This is a genomic window from Streptomyces asiaticus, from assembly GCF_018138715.1.
Taxonomy (GTDB): Bacteria; Actinomycetota; Actinomycetes; order Streptomycetales; family Streptomycetaceae; genus Streptomyces; species Streptomyces asiaticus.
Window position 1 is genome coordinate 1,011,053 of sequence record NZ_JAGSHX010000001.1, and the last position, 18,700, is coordinate 1,029,752.

Annotated in this window: 14 protein-coding genes and 4 pseudogenes; 14 read left to right on the forward strand and 4 right to left on the reverse strand. The window is 67.4% G+C overall.

The features are described from left to right. The first annotated feature begins 6 nt into the window (after positions 1–6). From KHP12_RS53210 to KHP12_RS04235, 6 genes are all read left to right on the forward strand, one after another. Positions 7–396 (forward strand): HNH endonuclease, encoded by a 390-nt coding sequence (locus KHP12_RS53210; protein ID WP_344397175.1) that lies wholly within the window; start codon positions 7–9, stop codon positions 394–396. Positions 397–971: 575 nt separating this feature from the next. Continuing rightward, positions 972–2,762 (forward strand): reverse transcriptase/maturase family protein, encoded by a 1,791-nt coding sequence (locus tag KHP12_RS04215; protein ID WP_086882058.1) that lies wholly within the window; start codon positions 972–974, stop codon positions 2,760–2,762. A gap of 906 nt (positions 2,763–3,668) precedes the next feature. Next, positions 3,669–5,015 (forward strand): FG-GAP and VCBS repeat-containing protein, encoded by a 1,347-nt coding sequence (locus KHP12_RS04220; protein WP_211831475.1) that lies wholly within the window; start codon positions 3,669–3,671, stop codon positions 5,013–5,015. A gap of 860 nt (positions 5,016–5,875) precedes the next feature. Then, positions 5,876–6,490 carry an oxidoreductase gene (locus KHP12_RS04225; protein ID WP_308289276.1) on the forward strand — a complete coding sequence of 205 codons (615 nt, stop codon included), beginning with the start codon at positions 5,876–5,878 and terminating at the stop codon, positions 6,488–6,490. Between the two features lie 197 nt (positions 6,491–6,687). Further along, entirely contained in the window at positions 6,688–7,128 is a 441-nt protein-coding gene (locus KHP12_RS04230) for a MarR family winged helix-turn-helix transcriptional regulator (protein ID WP_086883712.1), read from the forward strand. Positions 7,129–7,211: 83 nt separating this feature from the next. Beyond that, a complete protein-coding gene (locus tag KHP12_RS04235; RefSeq protein WP_211831483.1) occupies positions 7,212–8,102 on the forward strand; it encodes an NmrA/HSCARG family protein in 891 nt (296 codons plus the stop codon). A gap of 759 nt (positions 8,103–8,861) precedes the next feature. Here KHP12_RS04235 and KHP12_RS04240 read toward each other — a convergent pair. After that, on the reverse strand, positions 8,862–9,770 hold the full coding sequence (locus KHP12_RS04240; RefSeq protein WP_211831484.1) for a LysR family transcriptional regulator: 909 nt from the start codon (positions 9,768–9,770) through the stop codon (positions 8,862–8,864). A 70-nt stretch (positions 9,771–9,840) separates the two neighbouring features. Here KHP12_RS04240 and KHP12_RS04245 point away from each other — a divergent pair, with 70 nt between their 5' ends. Together KHP12_RS04245 and KHP12_RS04250 are read left to right on the forward strand one after the other, a co-directional pair. Next, complete coding sequence (locus KHP12_RS04245; protein WP_211831485.1) at positions 9,841–10,776, forward strand: NAD-dependent epimerase/dehydratase family protein; 936 nt, start codon at positions 9,841–9,843, stop codon at positions 10,774–10,776. Between the two features lie 14 nt (positions 10,777–10,790). Then, on the forward strand, positions 10,791–11,675 hold the full coding sequence (locus KHP12_RS04250; protein ID WP_211831486.1) for an aldo/keto reductase: 885 nt from the start codon (positions 10,791–10,793) through the stop codon (positions 11,673–11,675). Positions 11,676–11,681: 6 nt separating this feature from the next. On the opposite strand, the pseudogene KHP12_RS53215 reads toward KHP12_RS04250, so the two are convergent. Next, a pseudogene (locus KHP12_RS53215) lies at positions 11,682–13,003 on the reverse strand (Tn3 family transposase). A 41-nt stretch (positions 13,004–13,044) separates the two neighbouring features. On the opposite strand from KHP12_RS53215, the gene KHP12_RS04260 reads away from it, so the two are divergent. Continuing rightward, complete coding sequence (locus KHP12_RS04260; protein ID WP_211831488.1) at positions 13,045–13,188, forward strand: hypothetical protein; 144 nt, start codon at positions 13,045–13,047, stop codon at positions 13,186–13,188. Positions 13,189–13,420: 232 nt separating this feature from the next. Further along, positions 13,421–14,501: pseudogene (locus KHP12_RS04265) on the forward strand (IS110 family RNA-guided transposase). Between the two features lie 49 nt (positions 14,502–14,550). Here KHP12_RS04265 and KHP12_RS04270 read toward each other — a convergent pair. After that, complete coding sequence (locus tag KHP12_RS04270) at positions 14,551–14,922, reverse strand: VOC family protein (protein ID WP_211831489.1); 372 nt, start codon at positions 14,920–14,922, stop codon at positions 14,551–14,553. 954 nt (positions 14,923–15,876) lie between these two features. On the opposite strand from KHP12_RS04270, the pseudogene KHP12_RS04275 reads away from it, so the two are divergent. From KHP12_RS04275 to KHP12_RS04290, 4 genes and pseudogenes are all read left to right on the forward strand, one after another. Continuing rightward, positions 15,877–16,664, forward strand: a pseudogene (locus KHP12_RS04275) (reverse transcriptase domain-containing protein). Continuing rightward, entirely contained in the window at positions 16,661–16,969 is a 309-nt protein-coding gene (locus KHP12_RS04280) for a group II intron maturase-specific domain-containing protein (protein ID WP_211835144.1), read from the forward strand. Before KHP12_RS04275 ends, KHP12_RS04280 begins: the two are co-directional and overlap by 4 nt. A gap of 107 nt (positions 16,970–17,076) precedes the next feature. Then, positions 17,077–17,268, forward strand: coding sequence for a hypothetical protein (locus KHP12_RS04285; protein ID WP_211831492.1), 192 nt, complete (start codon positions 17,077–17,079; stop codon positions 17,266–17,268). 5 nt (positions 17,269–17,273) lie between these two features. Beyond that, positions 17,274–18,005: a hypothetical protein gene (locus tag KHP12_RS04290; protein ID WP_211831494.1), complete on the forward strand. Its 732-nt coding sequence runs from the start codon at positions 17,274–17,276 to the stop codon at positions 18,003–18,005. Here the strand turns inward: KHP12_RS04290 and KHP12_RS04295 are convergent. Continuing rightward, positions 17,995–18,147: pseudogene (locus KHP12_RS04295) on the reverse strand (pentapeptide repeat-containing protein); the annotation flags it as partial. The gene KHP12_RS04290 and the pseudogene KHP12_RS04295 overlap by 11 nt on opposite strands. Between the last annotated feature and the right edge of the window lie 553 nt (positions 18,148–18,700).

Below are 18,700 nucleotides of genomic sequence, written 5' to 3' on the forward strand. Positions count from 1 at the left end.
GCCGTTATGCAGACCGACGAAGGGCCGAGAGTGTGCTTCCACACAGTGGTTGAACGTGGCGAAGGGAAGGAGCCGCTGGTCGCGTGGTTCGGAGGAATCCCGCTGAAGCGGAAAGTAGAGGCAAAGCCCGTTGACCGGGCGCCCGTCTTGGCGACAACGCAAGGGAATGAGCTAATCCACAGGCTCCTTGCCGGGAGCTGTGAACTTTGCGGATCTGCCAGGAGATTGGAGGTCCATCACATCCGCAAGCTCGCAGACCTGAACAAGCCAGGGCGCAGAGAGAGGCCCGCATGGGTCAAGACCATGGCGAAGCGGCGACGGAAGACCCTCGTGGTCTGCCGTCTCTGCCATGAGAGTACGCATGCCGGTCGGCTCGCAGTCGTTCCGCTCAAGTAGTCACTGGAGAGCGGTATGCGATCAAAGTCGCACGTACCGTGTGCGCCGTGAGGCGCTTCGTTGTATCCCCGACCCAATCGGGAGGAACTTGGAGGAATGTTTCTGGGTCACCTGACTTACCTGGACGCGAAAGCGCGAGGGGACAAGAGCATGTCAGGAAAGCGGCGGCCGTCTGGAGACGTTCAGGGCGGGGTGCCGCAAGGCCCGCACGATAAGGCCAAGGCTGGATTGCTTGAAGTTCAATCTCCGGTGGTGAAAGTGCGCACCCGTCGGAATAACGTCTGAAACCGACGTCGCGTCATGCCCGGCCATGAACCGTGAAGCCGAGGCAACCTCCATGGCGCGAAACGCCGCCCAACGAGGGTGGTCAAGGAGATGAGTGAACGGCCTACGTCGTGCTCGATACGTACAGCGAAGACGTACCACGGGATCGCCTACGGGGCGCGAGCCCTATGGCGACGGAGGTGCCGTAGTAGTCGCAGGAGTAACGACCTGCCAAGGAGGCCGGGAAAACCGGGACCACAGGGCGAAGGGCACCAGGTGATCGAGATGTTCGGCGAAGGGAAGCATGCGCAATGCAGAGTGCTGAAACGGTGCTGAGCGTCCTCCGCAAGCGCGGTGAGAGAGGTTTGCCGGTCGAAAGGCTCTACCGGCAGTTATTCAACACGGAGTTGTTTCTGCTGGCCTACGGGCGCATCTATGCCAACAAGGGAGCGATGACTCCCGGGGCCACCAGGGAAACCGTGGATGGCATGTCCCTGGAGAAGATCCAAAGGATCATCGAATCGCTCCGCTGCGAGCGCTATCGATGGTCCCCGGCGAGACGCGTATACATCGAGAAGAAGGGATCAGCCAAGAAGCGTCCGCTAGGACTGCCGACTTGGTCGGACAAGCTCGTGGCCGAGGTAGTGCGCATGCTTCTAGAGGCGTACTACGACGTCCAGTTCTCCGACCGCTCCCACGGCTTCCGTCCCGGCCGGGGCTGTCACACCGCACTGAGTGAGGTGGAACGGTATTGGACGGGAACCCATTGGTTCGTCGAGGGCGATATCTCCGACTGCTTCGGCAGCCTTGACCATAGTGTCATGCTGTCGATCCTGTCGGAGAAAGTCCACGATGGCCGTTTCCTCCGGCTGATCGGGCACATGCTCAAGGCTGGATATCTGGAGGATTGGCGCTGGAATGCGACACTCAGCGGTGCTCCGCAAGGTGGAGTGGCCAGCCCGATCCTGTCGAACATCTACCTTGATCGGCTCGATCAGTTCGTTGAACAGTCGCTGCTGCCCGAATACAACCACGGCCAGCGTCGACAACCGAACCGGGAATACCGGCGGTTGGAGCACTGGATCCAAGGGGCGAGACGGCGCGGTTGCCGAAAATCGGTGCGGGAGCTCGAACCCCGGCGCCGAGCGTTGCCGAGCCAAGACCCCAATGATCCAGACTATCGACGGCTTCGGTATGTGCGCTATGCCGACGACTGGCTGCTGGGATTCGCCGGGCCCAGGCACGAAGCAGAGGAGATCAAGTCAAAGATTCGGGCGTTCCTGCGAGAGGAACTCGAGCTGGAACTTTCTGAGGCCAAGACGTTGATCACGCACGCCACCAGCCAGGCGGCGCACTTCCTCGGCTACGACATCAAATCCCAATACTCCAACGACAAGATCACCCGTAATCGACGGGCAGTCAATGGATCCATTGGGCTGTTTGTGCCCAGGCAGGCGATCAGGCAGCGATGCGCGCTCTACATGAGCAAGGGAAAACCGGCGCTGAGAGGTTCGGTCATGCGTGACGATGACTTCACCATCGTTGCGAAGTACCAGTCCGAGTTTCAAGGTGTCGTCCAGTACTACCTTCTGGCCCAGGACGTCTTTCGCCTGGGCAAGCTCCGATGGGTCATGGAGACTTCGATGCTCAAGACCTTGGCCGGGAAACATCGCAGCACGGTCACGAAGACGGCTCGAAAGTACAAGAGCATGATCGAGACGCCGGAAGGACCGCGCACCTGTTTCCAGGTCACTGTCGAACGCGATCGAGGGAGGAAACCACTGGTCGCCCGATTCGGGGGGATCCCGCTCAAACGACAGCGCACAGCGACCCTCACCGACCTCAAGCCCGTCATGGCCAGCAGCAAGCGCAACGAGCTGATTCATCGACTCCTCGCCGAATGCTGTGAGCTCTGCGAGTCACGGACACACCTGGAAGTGCACCATGTCCGCAAACTCGCCGACCTCAACCGCCCAGGACGGCGCGAGAAACCGGCATGGGTCCGCCTCATGGCGATGCGACGGCGGAAAACCTTGGTGATCTGCCGCCGCTGTCATGAAGACATCCATTCCGGGCGGCCCACTGCGCTCAAACGGACGTGATCACTGGAGAGCGGAATGCGGGGAAACTCGCCCGTTCCGTTCGGGAAGGGGCCGTCGGAAAAGGACCCGAGCCACGGGCACCTCGTCGGCGGCCTACTTCACTCGGCGGGGGCCGTTGAAAAAGGACCTGCCCAGCAGGCACCTCGCCGGCGGCCTACCCGACCGCAAGTGAACCCTTGATCATGCCCCGTGACGTTGAGGCTGCGCGATGGTATACGAGCGGCAGCCGCAGGACCCGCGTGCTGGAAGGCACGAAGCGACCCCTGGGGATCTCAGTCCAGGAGGCGGATACCGCTGGTCCCGGGGTAGAGAGGGCGCCCTCCCCAGCCGCATCTTCCTGGTGCGGAACGTGAAAACCCCGTCGGGGTCCAGGCCACGGCCTGGTGGGTCGACCGCGAGGAGAGCTGAACTCCCCTGCGGGAGAAGGATTGTTGTTCCACCTGTTGTGGAGGCGGGAGTTGTTCGCCGAGGGGATGGCGGTCGAGCTGCTGGGGTCGCGCACGGTCGTGCGCCTGGCCGGCAGGGGGATCGGATGACGGAGGACCGGCGACGGGCGACGGGTTCCATCGACTGTCCGGATCGCAGAGCCTCCAAGAAGGCCGCCGGCCAGGCTCGTTGGTCGGCGGGCCATATCCGGGGAGGTGCTGCTTGGCTTGCCGCCGGATACTCCCTTGATCTCGCCCTGGGCGTCCTCGGTGAGCTACTGGGCGGACGGCGTGAGGATCAGGCAGACGTCCCAACCGTGCAGCTGGGCCGCGGGCATCGCTTCCCGGAAGAGGCCATGGCTCACCGCCCTACACCTACCGTGGGCCGCAACAGGGGGGGGCAGGGCCGTTGTGCATCACCCCCGTAACAGAATGATCCACTTCCTTGTGCGGCCCGCGTCCACGCCTGTGAGGTGGGCTGATGCACTTTCCGACGGCAGGCGGTCCGTTCTTCCGCCACCTGCGTGTGTGGCACGCCGTGGTGGCTTCTCTCGTCGTGGTGGCGGTGGTGGCGTTCCTCGTCCTTCGCCCGTCCGACGACGGCGTGCGCCCGGTACCCGGCAGTCCCTGCCGACCGGTCGATTCCGCACGTGAAGACACGCCCGTGACCCCCGACCTCGACGGGGACGGCTCCGTCGATCTGGTGCACGAGATCTCCCGGTCGTTGAAGGTCGACGTGGTCGTCGTGCCCGGCTCCAAGCGCGGTCCGGACCACGACCGCACGACCGTCCTCACCCAGGGCGACCTCGGTGTGCCGGACGACATCCAGGTGGGCGACGACCCGCTCCAGCCCACGGTCGCCGACCTGGATGAGGACGGCCACGCCGATCTCGTCGTCAGCAGCGCCGCCCAGGTCCTGTGGGGAGGCCCCAAGGGCCCGCGGGCCGACGGGCCGCACGGGCGCGTCCCGCTGCCGGGCAGCGGCTACCACACCGCGCCGATCGCCGGCGACTTCGACGGGGACGGCCACACCGACCTCGCGGTCTTCAAGGACTCGGGCGAGGAGCAGGGCGAACTGGTCGTCCTCAAAGGACCGTTCAAGCACTCGGGTGCCCCCGACCGGACCGTGAGGATCCCCAGTCCGGTCCACAAGGGCGCGACACCCGTGCTGGTCGCCGGGGACGCGAACGACGACCGCGCCACCGATCTCGCGCTCTACGACTCCCCGTGGGATCCGCCCCTGCTGTTCACCGGCGGCGCCCGTACCGCCGGCGGCCTGAGCAAGGAGCCCGAGCGGCTGCCGGAGGGCGAGAACGTCGTCTTCGGCGACTTCGACGGCGACGGTCGGCAGGACGTCGCCGTCGGCCGGAGCTTCGTCAACAGCTACGACGAGGACGACACGCCTCACCGGCGCGGTCAGGTCAGCGTCCGCTACGGGAAGGATCCGAACAAATGGGCCACCATGGAAGGCGGCGACTTCAAGGAGGGATTCGGCACCAGGCTCGCCGCCGCAGACTTCAACGGCGATGGCTGCGACGACCTGGCCGTCCAGCTCACCAAGAAAAAGGAGGAGGGGGACGCGCGGATCGAGGTGCTGCGGGGCGGCTCCGAGCACGGGCTCGGATCGGAGCCCTGGCGCGCCACCAAGCGATCCGTGCCGGGTGACGACGGCGCCAGCGACGGCCAGCTCTTCGACACCCACGACTGGGACGGCGACGGCCGCGCAGAGCTGGCACTCTTCGGCGGGGACAGATGGTGGATCACCGACGGCACGGAGCGCGACGAGGCATCCTTCCCGCTCACCCCAAGCAAGAACCAAGGTTCGTAGACACCTGCTTGTTGTCCCAGGCCGTGAAACGGCTGGCCGTGGGTGCCGGCCGGGACCCGCACTCGGACGGAGGTTCAGGGGACTGGCCCTCCTGCCAGTGCCGCCCGCACGCGATCACCCTGACCGCCGGACAGGACTCCGGCAGCCCTCCGCTCATCCCCGTTCTGGAGAAGATCCGGGACCGCGACCCGATCGGACGCCCACGCTCTCACCCCGACGCGGTCGCCGACGACAAGTCCTACCCCTCTCATGGCAACCGCGCCCACACCAGGACACGGCCCACAGCCGGGGGCGCTCAGCCGACGGCGAACTGGACTCCCTCACCGCCGATCAGCCAGGTTGGGGTGCGGCCCAGGCCGCACCCCAACAACAATTCCGCAGAACGTGCGGCCATCGCGGGTCCAGCCCCCTCTGACACGATGATCCGGTCCATCAAGCGCCGTGTTGACACCCAACTCGGTCGACGCAGGTCAGCGCGCTGTACTCGACTAACTTGGCTGTCGAAGGACAACTGCTGTCCGTTGCGATTGAAGTCAGCCCGTCGTGTCCCGTCTCCGCGGAACTGGTCCTGGTCTCAAACGATCGGGTCCGATTCGCTCGGCGTCTCAGGCGATCTGGTCCGTCGGTGCTCTTGTCAGTGCTGGATGGCAGGCTGCGCCCATGAGTTATGACCTTGCTGTCTGGGAAGGCGAGCGGCCTGCAGATGACGTTGTTGCAGGCCAGTGCTTCACCGATCTGTATGACAAGTACATCGACGCGGATGGGCCAGACGTTGCTCCGTCCAAGCAAATTGCGGCCTATGTCGCCGCACTCTTGGAGCGATGGCCCGATCTCACCGAAGACGAGGACGACATCTCACCGTGGTCGACGAATACCGCCGTGCGGCATCCGCGGCGATCGCGGCCGGCTTCGACGGCTTCGAGATCCAGGCGGCCAACGGCTACCTGGTGCACCAGTTCCTCTCCGACAACGCCAACGAGCGCACCGACCAGTACGGCGGCGCAGTCACCAACCGCATCCGCTTCGCCGTCGAGGTCGCCTCGGCGGTGGCCGACGAGATCGGCGCCGACCGTACGGGCCTGCGGGTCTCGCCGGGCAACTCGTACCACGACATCACCGAGCACGACACGCACCAGGTATACCCGGCTCTGCTCGCCGCCCTGGCCCCATTGAACCTGGCCTACCTGCACGTGATCCACGCCGGAGACGAAGACCTCGTCGCGAGGCTGCGCCGCGAATGGCCTACGGCCCTGCTCCTCAACCGCGCCGGCGCTCCCCTCGAGGCCCGGATCGCCGACCTCGACGCCGGGCTGGCCGACGTCGTCACCGTCGCCGCGGCCGCTCTGGCCAACCCGGACCTGCCGGCCCGCCTCCAGGCGAACGCCCCGCTGAACGCGGCCGACCCGGCCACCTTCTACGGCGGCGACCACACCGGAGACACCGACTACCCCACCCTCGAGGCGGCACAGAAGTAACATGGCACCGGCGCGCGAGCCGTCGCGCGCCGGTAGAGGCGCCACCTGAGGGTGAAGGGACAGGGTAAGTCGATCAAAGTGGTTGGGGTAGGAGTGCCAGGCCGGTCTCGCAGAGGTGTGCATCTCCTGGTGAGTGGCGTGGTCTGCCGGCCCGCGACGAGTAGGCTGATCGTTCGTCATCGGACGGGGAGGCCGGCGTGGACTATGGCGACAAGCTCTTCTGGCTCTCGGTTGTGATTCAACGCAAGTACGCGCAGGTCTGCGCCGAGTTCGACCTGACCCCCTCGCAGGCCACGCTGCTCTGCGCAGTCAGGAACGAGCCGCGGCAGATGGCTGACCTCGCCGCGTCGTTGGGTATGACCAAGAACGCATTGAGCCAGCTGGTCGATCGCACCGCGCGGCGCGAGTTGGTCGGCCGGGCAAGCTCGGCGCAGGACCGACGGGTCGTCATGCTCAGTGCGACGCCCACGGGGAAGGTGCTCGCCGAGGCCGTTTACGCCGAGGTCGCCAAGCGCCTGCCCGAGATCGCGAGGAACCTCGACGCCGACGACCAGCGCGACTTCGAGCGCGTGGCCACCGCCATCGTGGACACCTCGGACCTCTCTTCGCCCACCTCGAACCAACCCAACACACCGTGAGGTCCCGCTGCACCCGCACCTTGACGAGGTTCATGCCGTGAACTAGTTTCGTTCATGGCATGAACTAGTGAAGGGTGGCAGCGATGAGCACACAGACGACCGGCACGATCGCAGTCTTCGGCGCGACGGGGCAACAGGGCGGGGCGGTGGTCGACGCGCTGCTGGACCACAAGGCGCGGGTGCGGGCTTTAGTCCGCAACCCGCAGTCCGACCGGGCTCAGGCGCTGGCCGCCCGCGGCGTCGAGCTGGCGGCCATCCGGGCCGACGACCCGGCGTCGCTGGCCGCCGCGCTGGCGACGGTCGAGGGGTTCTACTTCATGACCCCGGAGGCGAACAGCCTCGAAGAGGTCGAGGCGGAGATCCGCATCGGTACCGCGCTCGTCGACGCGGCGGTCGAGGCGGGCGTCCCGCACGTCGTGTTCAACTCGGTCTTCGGAGCGGACCGGGAGTCGGGTGTGCCGCACCACGACTCGAAGCACTGGATCGAGGAGCGCCTGAGGAAGTCCGGCCTGAGGGCCGTGATGGTTCGCGCGACCGCCTTCATGGAGAACTTCGCGAGCGTGATGGCACCGAGCCTGGAGCATGGGGAGATCGTGCTGAGGCTGCCGCTGCCGGAGGACGTCGCCCTGAAGATGATCTCGGTCAGGGACATCGGCCGGGTCGCCGCCGCGCTCCTGCTCGACACCGCGGAGGCGCCCGGCGGAGCCGTCGAGCTCGTCGGCGACGAGCTGACGGGCCCCCAGATCGCCGCGGCGTTCGGCGCGCGCGCCGGGCTCCCGGCACGGTACGAGGCCCTCCCGTTGAGCGTGCTTCCCAACGACCTCGACAAGGCGATGTTCCGCCAGTTCGCGGAGGCGGCGGAATACCCTTCGGACCTCGCGGTGGTGCGCTCGATCGAGCCGGCCACGCTGGACCTGGTCGAGTGGATCCGAGCTACCGGCTGGACCGCGCCCGCAAACGTGGCTGGTTCCTGAGCCTCCGGCCGCGATGAACGCCCCGCGATCGTGCCCACGGTCTCGGCGCTCTGGGCACGGCAACGCATCCGCCAACGGTTGAAGTAGTCACGAAGCTCCCGGGGCGTGCCCGAGGCCGACACCGGCACACTGGTTGTCGAGAGGCCGCCGGTCGACGGCGAGGTAAAGATCCACGTCCAGGAGGCCCCAGGCAGCCAACCAAAAGACCTCACCGACTACGCTCGCGAGGCCGCCGCGCCGGCGTCTGGACCCGTATAGCGGATGGCCGTCCTGCGGCTCGATCCACTCAGCAGGGCGCACGTCCACCACCAGAGCCGTGCCATCGGTCCGGCGGACGAAGAAGTCCGGCGTATGCCGCACCCGCCCCCTCCCGACTCCGCCCAGGACAGCCGGAACGGCTGTGAGGGCATGCCTGTCACCAGCGGGTCGAAGTCGAGCAGCCACAGCCGCGACGGCGTACCCGGAGAAGACCGAGGCACCCTACCAATTGCCCGGAGATGACTGAGACGTCAGCTCAGATGCCCGGAGATCTCCGAGACTGCCCGGACATCAGGGAGACAGGACAGCGTGCGCTTCAACGAGCGCGTACGGGTCGGCGGTCACGCCGGAATCGTTTCATGAGAGTGTTTCATCCATCCTGCCGTTTGCAACAACTCATGAAACGTGATCGCCGCAGGTCGCGCGTCGCCGGGCGGACTGTTTCATAGGTGAACACCTATGAAACGCCGCCCCGTCGGCGTTCGGCGGGTCTGTGGCGGATCAATGCCCGTTGTGCGGCATCGCCTGCTCGCGAAGGGAGCGGATGAGCGTCGTGACGTGGGGCCGGTCACGGCCTCTGATTGTGGCGACGCCGATGTGCCGGATCGGGCCCGGCGACTTGATCGGGACGGTGCTTAGGCCCGGGATTTCGGGGGCGAGCGCGATGGAGGGGATCAGGGAGATTCCCATGCCTGCGGCGACGAGGGAGCGGGCGAAGAAGTAGTCGGTGGTGGTCCCGCGGATTTCCGGATCGAAGCCGGCGTGCTCAGCGTAGCGGCGCAGATATGCCTCGGTCTTCAGGCAGCCGAGCACCCAGGGTTCGGCTGCCAGATCGGCGAGGTCGAGCGCGTCGTGGCTCGCGAGCCGGTGCTCCTGCGGCAGGACGACGTGCAGGGGGTCTTCCAGGAGCGGCGTCCACTCCAGGCTGGAGCTCGGGCCTGGTCCGACGGGGAGCGGGCCATCGAAGTGGTAGGCGAGGGCGAGGTCCACGGCGCCCTGCCGGACGAGGGGAAGAGTGTCCTCGGGTTCGCCCTCCCTGACGTGGAGCACGGTGCGAGGATGCGCTGCCATGAGCTGGGTGAGAGCGGCGGGCAGCATGAGCCTGCCGCCGCTGGTGAAAGTGGCGACGGTGAGCTGGGTGCGGCCAGTGCTGAGCTCGGCAACCTGCTGTTGTGCATGTTCAAGCTCCGCGGCGACGGATTCGGCGGCGCCGACCATGATCTGGCCGGCCCGTGTGAGGGAGACGCCTCGGGTGCTGCGCGCGACGACCTGGGCACCGAGGCTGCGTTCCAGGGCAGCCACCTGCTGGGAGACGGCCGAGGGGGTGAGGCGGAGAACCGCGGCCGCCCGGTTGAAGCTGCCGTGCTCCGCCACCGCCCGCAGAACCCGGAGCCGCTGCACATCAATCAACAGTTTTCCTTAATGTGCACCAAGTAAGTCAGGACTTCTGCTGATGACGATAGGTCTCCAGGATGGGGGCGTGCAAAAGATCTGCGTCATCGGCGGAAGCCGGTACTTCGGAAAGCTCCTGGTAGAGCGCCTGCAGGCCGCTGACCACCAGGTCACCGTGATCAACCGCGGCTCCACCTCGCCGCCCACCGGCGTCGAGCACCTCGTCGTCGACCGCAACGACGAGGCCGCCCTGACAGCCGCACTCGACGCCCGCACCTTCGACGTCGTGGTGGACCAGGTCTGCTACACCCCGGTACAGGCCGCTATCGCCGCCCGCGCCTTTGCCGGCCGCACCCGGCGCTACGTCATGACCTCCACGATCGAGGTCTACGACCCCGCGACCGCCGCGCTGCCGACCGTGCCCACGGGGACGCCCGTGCCCGAGGAGAGCGTGGACCCGGCCAACTGGCAGGTGGCCATGGACCTGCCCTGGCACGACGACTCCTACCTGGAGGCGCACTACGCCGAGGGCAAGCGGCAGGCCGAGGCCGTCTTCGCCCACGTCGGCAGCTTCGCCTTCGCCACTGTGCGCAGCGCCCATGTGCTCGGCGGCGCGCAGGAGTTCACCGGCAGGCTGGCGCACTATGCCGGGCGCGTCACCCAGGGCGAAGAGGTCACTGTGCACGCGAAGGCGCTGCCCACGGTCTTCATCCACTACGAGGAGGTGGCGGACCTGCTGTTGTGGGCGACCGCAGCCGACTTCACCGGCCCAGTCAACGCCTGCTCCGACGGCCCGCTCGATGTGCACGGCCTCGCTGAGATCGTCGCCACGCAGGCCGGCCGGGAGGCCGTCTACCGGACAGTCCCGGCGGGCGTGGAGGCTTCGCCGTTCTCCTTCGACCGCCACTACGCCATGAGCAATGCCCGTGCGAAGGCATTGGGCTTCTCTTTCTCCCGCACCACCGACTGGCTGCCCGGCGCCGTCGCCGAAGCCCTCGCCATATCCGCTGCTCCCACCGCTTAAGGAACAAGGCCACCATGCAGTACCGGACCATCGCCCACACCGCAGTCAGCGCCATCGGCCTGGGTGCCATGCCGCTGTCCATCGAGCACCGCCCGGACGAGGCGCGGGCCATCGCCACCGTCCACGCCGCCCTCGACGCCGGCGTCACCCTTATTGACACCGCCGACAGTTACCACTGGCACGCCGACGAGGTGGGCCACAACGAGCTGCTGACCGCCCGCGCCCTGGCCCGCTATGGCAGCCCCACCTCCCATGTCCTGGTGGCTACCAAGGGCGGCCGCGGCCGCCCCGGCGACGGCAGTTGGACCGTCACCGCCACCCCCGCCCACCTCAAGCAAGCCGCTGAAGCCTCCGCCAAGCGCCTGGGCGTCGACGCGATCGGCCTGTACCAGCTGCACAAGCCGGACCCGACCGTACCCTGGGCGGAATCCGTCGGCGCGCTGCGCGAGCTTCTCGATGCCGGCACCATCCGCGCCGCCGGCATCTCGAACGTCACCACCGCCCAGATCCGCCAGGCACATCAGATCCTCGGCGACGGGCTCGTCTCCGTACAAAACCAGTACTCACCCGCCGTCCGCGACAGCGAGCCCGAGCTGCAGCTGAGTGAACAGCTGGGGCTGGCCTTCCTGCCCTGGAGCCCACTCGGCGGAATCTCCCGCAGCTCCCTCGACGGCCCCTCCGGCCCCACCTCCATCGGCACAGCCTTCCACCGCATCGCCACCGAACGCGGCGTCAGCCCCCAGCAGATCGCCGTGGCCTGGCTGCTCGCCCACTCCCCGGCGATGATCCCGGTACCGGGAGCCAGCCGCCCGGCCTCCATCACCGACTCTGCCAGGGCCGTGGAACTCACGCTGAACGCGCAGGAACTGGTGGAACTTGAGGACGTTCTGCCGGGCTGAGCTGGGTCACGGATCGACAGCCGACCTTGACCGCGTCCGGCTGTGCCCTGCGGCCCGCCGCTGCCCGGGCACCATTGCCGAGGAGCCCAGGTCGAGGCGCTTGTCCATGTCCAGGCGGAAGGTGCCGTACGGGTTGACGTTCGACCAGAACAAGGCGGTCAGGCCGTGCCGGTCCTCGTCCGTCAGCCTCTTCGCCCACGCTGGTTCGGCGAGGACCTGCTGGACCAGCAGCGTGTTGACGTGTACGAGCGCGGACTGCAGCAGGTGCAGCGCGAGCATGCTGCTCTCGGCGTGCTCCTTGTCGGGTCCGGTCAGGGCGCCGTCCTTGCCGTAGTGGAGCACGGTGTTCGCCGAGTTCCAGTTCTCCACAACCTGCAGTCCGCTGTGGATCTCGCGGCGCAGGTCAGGGCTGGCGAGGTAGTCGCAGGCGAAGATCGTGCGTACGGTGCGGCCGAGCTCCTCGAGCGCGGCATAAGTGGGGTGCTTGGGTCCGCCGCGGGTGAACCGGCGCAGTAACTGCTCAGCCTCCGCAGTCCCCAGCCGGAGCGCGGTGGCGTACTTCACCACCTGGGCATACTGCTGCTCGATCAGCTCCCAGCGGATCGGGCGGGTCAGCGAGCCGCCGAGCGCCGGCCAGCTGAGCGGGGTGTCGTCCGGGCGGTACAGGCGGATGCTGCCGGTGTTCTTCAGCCGGGGGAGAGCTGGAAGTTCAGCAGCTCGGTGAAGGCGAAGCCGACCACCGAGGCTCCGTGGGTATCGACGTAGTTCGACTCGATCTCGGCATCGGTGCAGTGCCGCAGCAGGCCCTCGATCATTGCCGCGACCTCGGACGACGAACAGGATTTGAGCTGGGAGTAGATGCAGACGTTCTTCTTCTCGACGTGCCAGTAGATCATCACGCCGTTGCCGCCGTAGCGGGCGTGGTACTCGGTCATGAAGTTGGACGACCAGGAGCCGAACTTCTTCGAGTCCGACCCGCACCCTGTTCCGCGGCCCCACCAGGCCACGTCACGGGCGGCGAAGGTGGCGTTCACCAGCCTGGTCACCGCGGCGCGCAGGTTGTCGACGGTGATGAAGTGCCCGCGCACATGCCGCAGCGTGGCCTCGCTCTCGCCGTGCTCGCCGGTCGCCACGATCGCCCGGATACCCATGTTCGTGCCCAGCGCGAAGAGGGCCAGCAGCGGTCGGCGCTGCAGGGTCGGCCGGTCGATGCGCTCGTACACGGCGATGGAGGGGAACTCGTCGGTGAAGCCGGACAAGAAGTCGGCGTCAGCGCCTGCAGTCCGGTCGGCTCGGCCAGCGGCTCCAGCTTGGGGACGGTGATCCACGGCTCGCCCTTGCGGGTGGTGACCTATGTGCGGGAGAGCGGTTGAGGCCCCTGGCCCAGCACTCCGAAACCCTCATCACCTGGGCCGCCATCACCCTCATGACCCGACGCCTCACCCGGCGCAAGAACCATCCCGCCGAACGCCGCGACAGCACCCACGGCTACGTGATGGCCGAAGCCGCCTGACAGTGAGGATGTACGTGAGCGTTCCCCGGCGGGGTCTGACCCACCGCCTGACTGACTCAGGGTCCTCAACGGGATCTGTCGGCCCCGGCCGGGGGCGTTCGCCCGCATCCGTCGGGCCGGGGGACGTGACTTCATAAGAGCCTGGCCAGAGGCCCCATCACTGTCTTGTCCGCCCTCCCGGCCGACGGGTGCCATCCCGCCCGGTCGAATGGAGAGGACGGCACAACCCACGATGGCACACCATGAGGTCCAGGTCACCGGCGGTATCGACACCCACAAGGACACCCACACCGCAGCCGCGATCGACTCGGCCGGCCGGCTCCTGGGCTCGGCACAGTTCCCCGCTTCCGCGCTCGGCTACCGCAAGCTGCTGACCTGGCTCCGCTCCTTCGGCACCCTGCTGATGGTCGGAGTCGAGGGGACGGGCGCCTACGGAGCCGGCCTGGCCCGCTACCTGCGCGAACACGAGGTGACGGTGGTGGAGATCGACCGCCCGGACCGCAAGACCCGCCGCTGGCAGGGCAAGTCCGACCCTGTCGATGCGGAAGCCGCGGCCCGGGCCGCACTCGCCGAACGCCGCACCGGGACCCCCGAAGTTCCGTGACGGACGGGTCGAGGCTCTGAGGGCCCTGCGCGTCGCTCGCCGCAGTGCGGTCCAGCAGCGGGCCGACGTCACCCGGCAGATCAAGAACCTGATCGTCACCGCGCCGGAAGGCGTCCGCACCATGCTGCGGCACCTGAAGGACAAGGACCTGCTGGCCATCTGTGCGGGGTTCCGCCCCGATGCGGGCCAGGCCGGCGATCCGGTCACCGCGACGAAGATCGCCTTGCGGTCCCTCGCCCGCCGTCACCGCGACCTGGGCCGGGAGACCGACGAACTGGACGAACTGATAGCCCCGCTCACCCAGGTGATCAACCCGGCTCTGACCGAGCTGCACGGCGTCGGACCAGACGTTGCCGGTCAGCTGCTGGTCACCGCGGGCGACAACCCCGGCCGACTCCGATCCGAAGCGGCGTTCGCGATGCTCTGCGGCGTCGCGCCGCTGCCCGCCTCCTCCGGCCGAACCCACCGCCACCGCCTCAACCGGGGCGGTGACCGGGCCGCGAACGCGGCCCTCTACAGGATCGTGCTCTGTCGCCTGCGCTGGGACCCGCGCACCCGCACCTACATGGAACGACGAACCAAAGAGGGCCTGTCGAAGAAGGAGATCATCCGCTGCCTCAAACGGTTCGTCGCCCGCGAGATCTACCACGTCCTGACCACCACGAACGCCTCAGCAGCGACCCCGAGCCACCTCACAACCGCTGCTTGACATCCATAAGAGCATCCTACCGATCAGCCCAATGGAGAGACACAGGCTCTCAGGCTCCCTCGGGAGTGATCAGGCAGAAGGGATGGCCGACGGGGTCCTCGTAGACCCGGTAACCGATCGGCTTGTCCGAACCATCCAGCAGCGTCGCACCGAGAGCGAGCACCTGGGTCTCGGCCGTATCTAGGTCCGCGACCATCACATCGATGTGCATCTGCTGAGGGCGCGCGGAATCCGTCCACCGCGGCGCGCGGAAGTCGTCCACCCGCTGGAAGGCGACCACCGGGGCGCCCGCGGCGTTCTGGAGCACGACGAAGTCACCGGTGTCCTCCTGTCGTGAGAGCGACAGGAGCTTCTCGTAGAAACCGGCGAGCTCACCCGGGTCGGGGCAGTCGATGACAACGGTGTACAGGCGTCCGATCATCCGGCTCACTATGCCACTCGCCCGCGAGCGCTCCGGCACCGATCTGGGGGTCGGTACAGCGCCACACGCAAGAATGCCAAGAAGCCAGCACCCAGTCCAGGAAACCGGCCCTCGCATGAGGGCCGCGCTGTTCAACTCGCCCGCACCGCAGGGGCGTAGTCCGTACGATCACCGGCATGTTGCGTCCTGAAAGCTGGTCCAGGCTCGCGGGTGAAAGTCCCGTCCGGGTAGACACCGGAGTGCCCAGTAGCAGGTCCCGGTTCGTCGTGGAGACGCGGCAGACTGAGCGGGATGTCGAATGCCTCTTCGGAGGGAGCAAGCACGCGGGCCGTAGCACCAAGCGAACCTTGCAGCCTCGTCAGATCTACAGCGGAGAAGCCGAGCCCGTCATGAAGGGGCGAAGGCCATGTCCTGAGGGCCCGGTTCCGGGGTCAGCCCTCGGGGTTCTCCCGGGTATGGAGGACGGCACGTGTGCACAGTCTGGGCCGGAACAGGAGAGACCCGTCTGACCACGCCTGACGTCAGGCAAGAGACCGGACGTATAAGCCGATGGTGAAGTCGTCCGGAGGGCAGCGGGAGTCCGAGCGGGGCGTAGTACCGGTGATCGGCGTGCAACATAACGCGCCGGGAGGGAAGGGCCCGCACTTTGATCACGTCCGTGGCGGAGGTAAGCGCGAGGGCATGACCGGGTCTGCCCGGTCCAACAACCCCGACGGGCGATGCCCCGTCGTAGTGGACGGACACGCGTCCGTTCCGAAAGTGCGAAAACTTCAACGCGGGCTATGGGCTGCGGCCAAGCAGTCTCCGGAGCGGCGCTTTCATGCCCTGTATGACCGTATCCACAGAGGTGACGTCCTGTGGGAGGCATGGGAGCGAGTCCGGGCCAACAGGGGAAGCACCGGGGTGGATCGGGTCACCCTGGCGTTCGTGGAGAACGAGTATGGGGTTCGACGGATGCTCGGCGAACTCCAGCAGGCTGTCCGCTCAGGCACGTACCGTCCCGCGTCGGCCAGGCGTGTGGACATCCCGAAACCACAGGGCGGCAAGCGGCCACTGGGCATTCCCACGGTGCGCGACCGAGTGGCCCAACAGGCAGCGAAGATCGTTCTGGAGCCGGTGTTCGAGGCGGACTTTCTGCCGCCCTCGTACGGGTACCGGCCGAAGCGGTCGGCGTTGCAGGCGATGGAGCGTCTTCGGACAGGCTTCATCGAGGGTCGCTGCGTGGTCGTGGAATTCGACATCCGCAACTTCTTCGGCGAGATCGACCACGGTCGTCTCCTTGCCGCGGTGCAGCGCAGGGTGTCGGACCGCCGGGTGTTCAAGCTGCTGCGGTTGTGGCTTCAGGCGGGTGTGATGATGGATGGGGAGGTTCAGCGGACGGTCGCCGGGACCCCGCAGGGCGGGGTCTCTCACCGTTGCTGGCCAACATCTACCTACACGTCCTGGACACCGAGCTTGCTCGGCGTGGTGTTGGCGAACTGGTGCGGTACGCGGACGACGGTGTTGTCCTGTGCCGGTCAGCTTCCAACGCCCAGGCGGCCTTGGCGGTGGTCGGGGAGATCCTCGGCTCGCTGGGGCTGGAGCTGCACCCGGGCAAGACGAAGGTGATTGACCTCAGACAGGGCCGGGAAGGACTCGACTTACTCGGCTGCCACTTCAGAGTCGCTTCTCGGGCAGGATGTGGGAGAAGTACCGCAAGCGGCGCTTCTACCTGCATCGCTGGCCCTCGCAGGCGGCTATGAAGCGACTCCGGTCCAAGGTCTGCGAGCGGACGGATCGCCGCCGGTCGGGAGGGGATGTCCGTGACGTGATCGCGGATCTGAATCCGATCCTGCGCGGCTGGGGCGCCTACTTCCGAACCGGGAATGCCGCCCGGAAGTTCATCGACATCGACCGCTACGTGACGTGGCGGCTCCGCAGACTGATGGTCAAGAAGCGAGGCCGCAACTTGCGAGCGGGGCAGAGAGCGATGTGGACGGAAGAGTGGTTCAACGGGCACGGCCTGTACCGCCTGCGTGGCACGATCCGCTATCCGAAGGCGGCGTAACCATGCCAAGAAGATCATCGGTAAGCCGTGTGCGGGAGAACCGCACGCACGGATTGAAAGGGGACGGAGGAACCGGGCCCGACAGGGCACCGCGCCTCCAACTACCAATGACCACCGCACGCCGGCCGCTGGGCCACGGCCCGCAGTCCGAGGCCACCGCCGGGCCCTCGCACGGTACGGGCCCGCTCCACCGTAGCCAGGCCGACGTCGATGCCGCGCCCCTGTACCGGGGCGGGCTGCCGGAGCTGGAGCAGCTGCGCGAGCGGGGCGTGCTCGGCGCCCCGCCCCCGGCAGCGTGACCTGCTTGGGGTCCATAAATCCGACCGAAGATGAGGCGCCACCGGGGCAGCCGACGGCCACGCCCGGCGGGCAGTTCACCGCGTGGACGCCGCCGCGGCGGCTGGTCGTCCCGCTCGACCGTCACCTCGACCCCGTCCGTCGCGACGTCGGCCAGCACCTCGATGTAGATGCGGCACCCGCTGCCGCGCCGGTTGGGCACCGGGATCTGGAGACGTCCCCGACCCGGGTCTCCGGCCAGGTCCGCAGCGCCCGCACCACCGCGTCGGCCGTGCGCTGCACGTCGGCCGAGCCCGACCCCACCACCCGGATCTTCTGCGGCATGCCGACCGCCACCATCCCCCTGCCAGTCGAGGTCACCGACCTCTGCCAGGTCCTCCAGGACCAGGCGGAGCCGAGGGCGGCCCTGTCAAGGCTGGTCGTCTTCCACGCACTCACCTCGGGGGAATTGCGAACCTTGCTGACCACGGAGTTGCGCGACGGCAGGCTGTTCCTGCCCAACCGCGCAGCCCTGTGCTACACCTCCACCGTCGACGAGGTCGGCCTCGTCGAATACAACCTCCGCAACGCCGGCCCACGGGCGAAAGCCCCCGCGACGGCGACGTCCCGGGGTCCTGAGGCCCCGGGGCTAGCGAGGCTCACCGATGAAGTCCGCAGCCCCGGGCGACGGAATGCTCGCGTGGGATCCACAGAAGTATCCGAGGCCGTACGGGGGCATCAAGGTACGTCTATCGCTTGACGCGCCCTCGGATGGCGAGGGCGGCAAGGCCGAGCAGCACGGGTTCGGTCGGGCGGGAGGCCATCTCGGTGTAGGTACCGGTGGTAGTGAGGTCCTGACCGGAGGAGCGGAAGACGACCGAGTTCACCACGACCCGAAGGGACTGCCGTACGATCCCGAGGTGCGCGTCGTCCGGCTGACCGCGCCCTCGCCGCGCGCCTCGGAGACGGCGGGAGAGAAGAGGCGGGCGTACCACCATCGGTGGCCGGTACGGATGCACAAGGTGAGGCAGTGGTCTCCCAGCCGCCAGGAGCACCGGGTTATCTGGCGTGGCCCCTACATCAAGGGGCCGGCCGATGCCCCGCTGATGATGGGTGAGAAGGCTTACCTCGTGGACTCGTAAATCCCATCGCCGAAGCACCTGTCGCTAATCCGGTCCGCACCGATCGATGTCGCCGACACGGCGTCGGCTCACCTGCGCCCGCGCGGAGAGCATCCCACCTCGCAGGAGGACTTGGCCGAGGTGACCGGTTCACCTCCGCTCGTGCAGAGAGCGCTTCTCGCAGAACTTGGAGCCGACGTTCTTGACCGGCTCACCTCCGCTCGCGCGGAGAGCGCCAGGGCGAGTGGTCCCTGGCGGTGGCGTGCGGCGGCTCACCTCCGCTCGCGCGGAGAGCGCCAGGGCGAGTGGTCCCTGGCGGTGGCGTGCGGCGGCT

Coding starts and splice junctions, on each gene's coding strand:
- KHP12_RS04285 (WP_211831492.1), top strand. CDS start 17,077: ATGACCACCGCACGCCGGCCGCTGGGCCACGGCCCGCAGTCCGAGGCC.
- KHP12_RS04220 (WP_211831475.1), top strand. CDS start 3,669: ATGCACTTTCCGACGGCAGGCGGTCCGTTCTTCCGCCACCTGCGTGTG.
- KHP12_RS04280 (WP_211835144.1), top strand. CDS start 16,661: ATGAAGCGACTCCGGTCCAAGGTCTGCGAGCGGACGGATCGCCGCCGG.
- KHP12_RS04250 (WP_211831486.1), top strand. CDS start 10,791: ATGCAGTACCGGACCATCGCCCACACCGCAGTCAGCGCCATCGGCCTG.
- KHP12_RS04215 (WP_086882058.1), top strand. CDS start 972: ATGCAGAGTGCTGAAACGGTGCTGAGCGTCCTCCGCAAGCGCGGTGAG.
- KHP12_RS04235 (WP_211831483.1), top strand. CDS start 7,212: ATGAGCACACAGACGACCGGCACGATCGCAGTCTTCGGCGCGACGGGG.
- KHP12_RS04270 (WP_211831489.1), bottom strand. CDS start 14,922: ATGATCGGACGCCTGTACACCGTTGTCATCGACTGCCCCGACCCGGGT.
- KHP12_RS53210 (WP_344397175.1), top strand. CDS start 7: ATGCAGACCGACGAAGGGCCGAGAGTGTGCTTCCACACAGTGGTTGAA.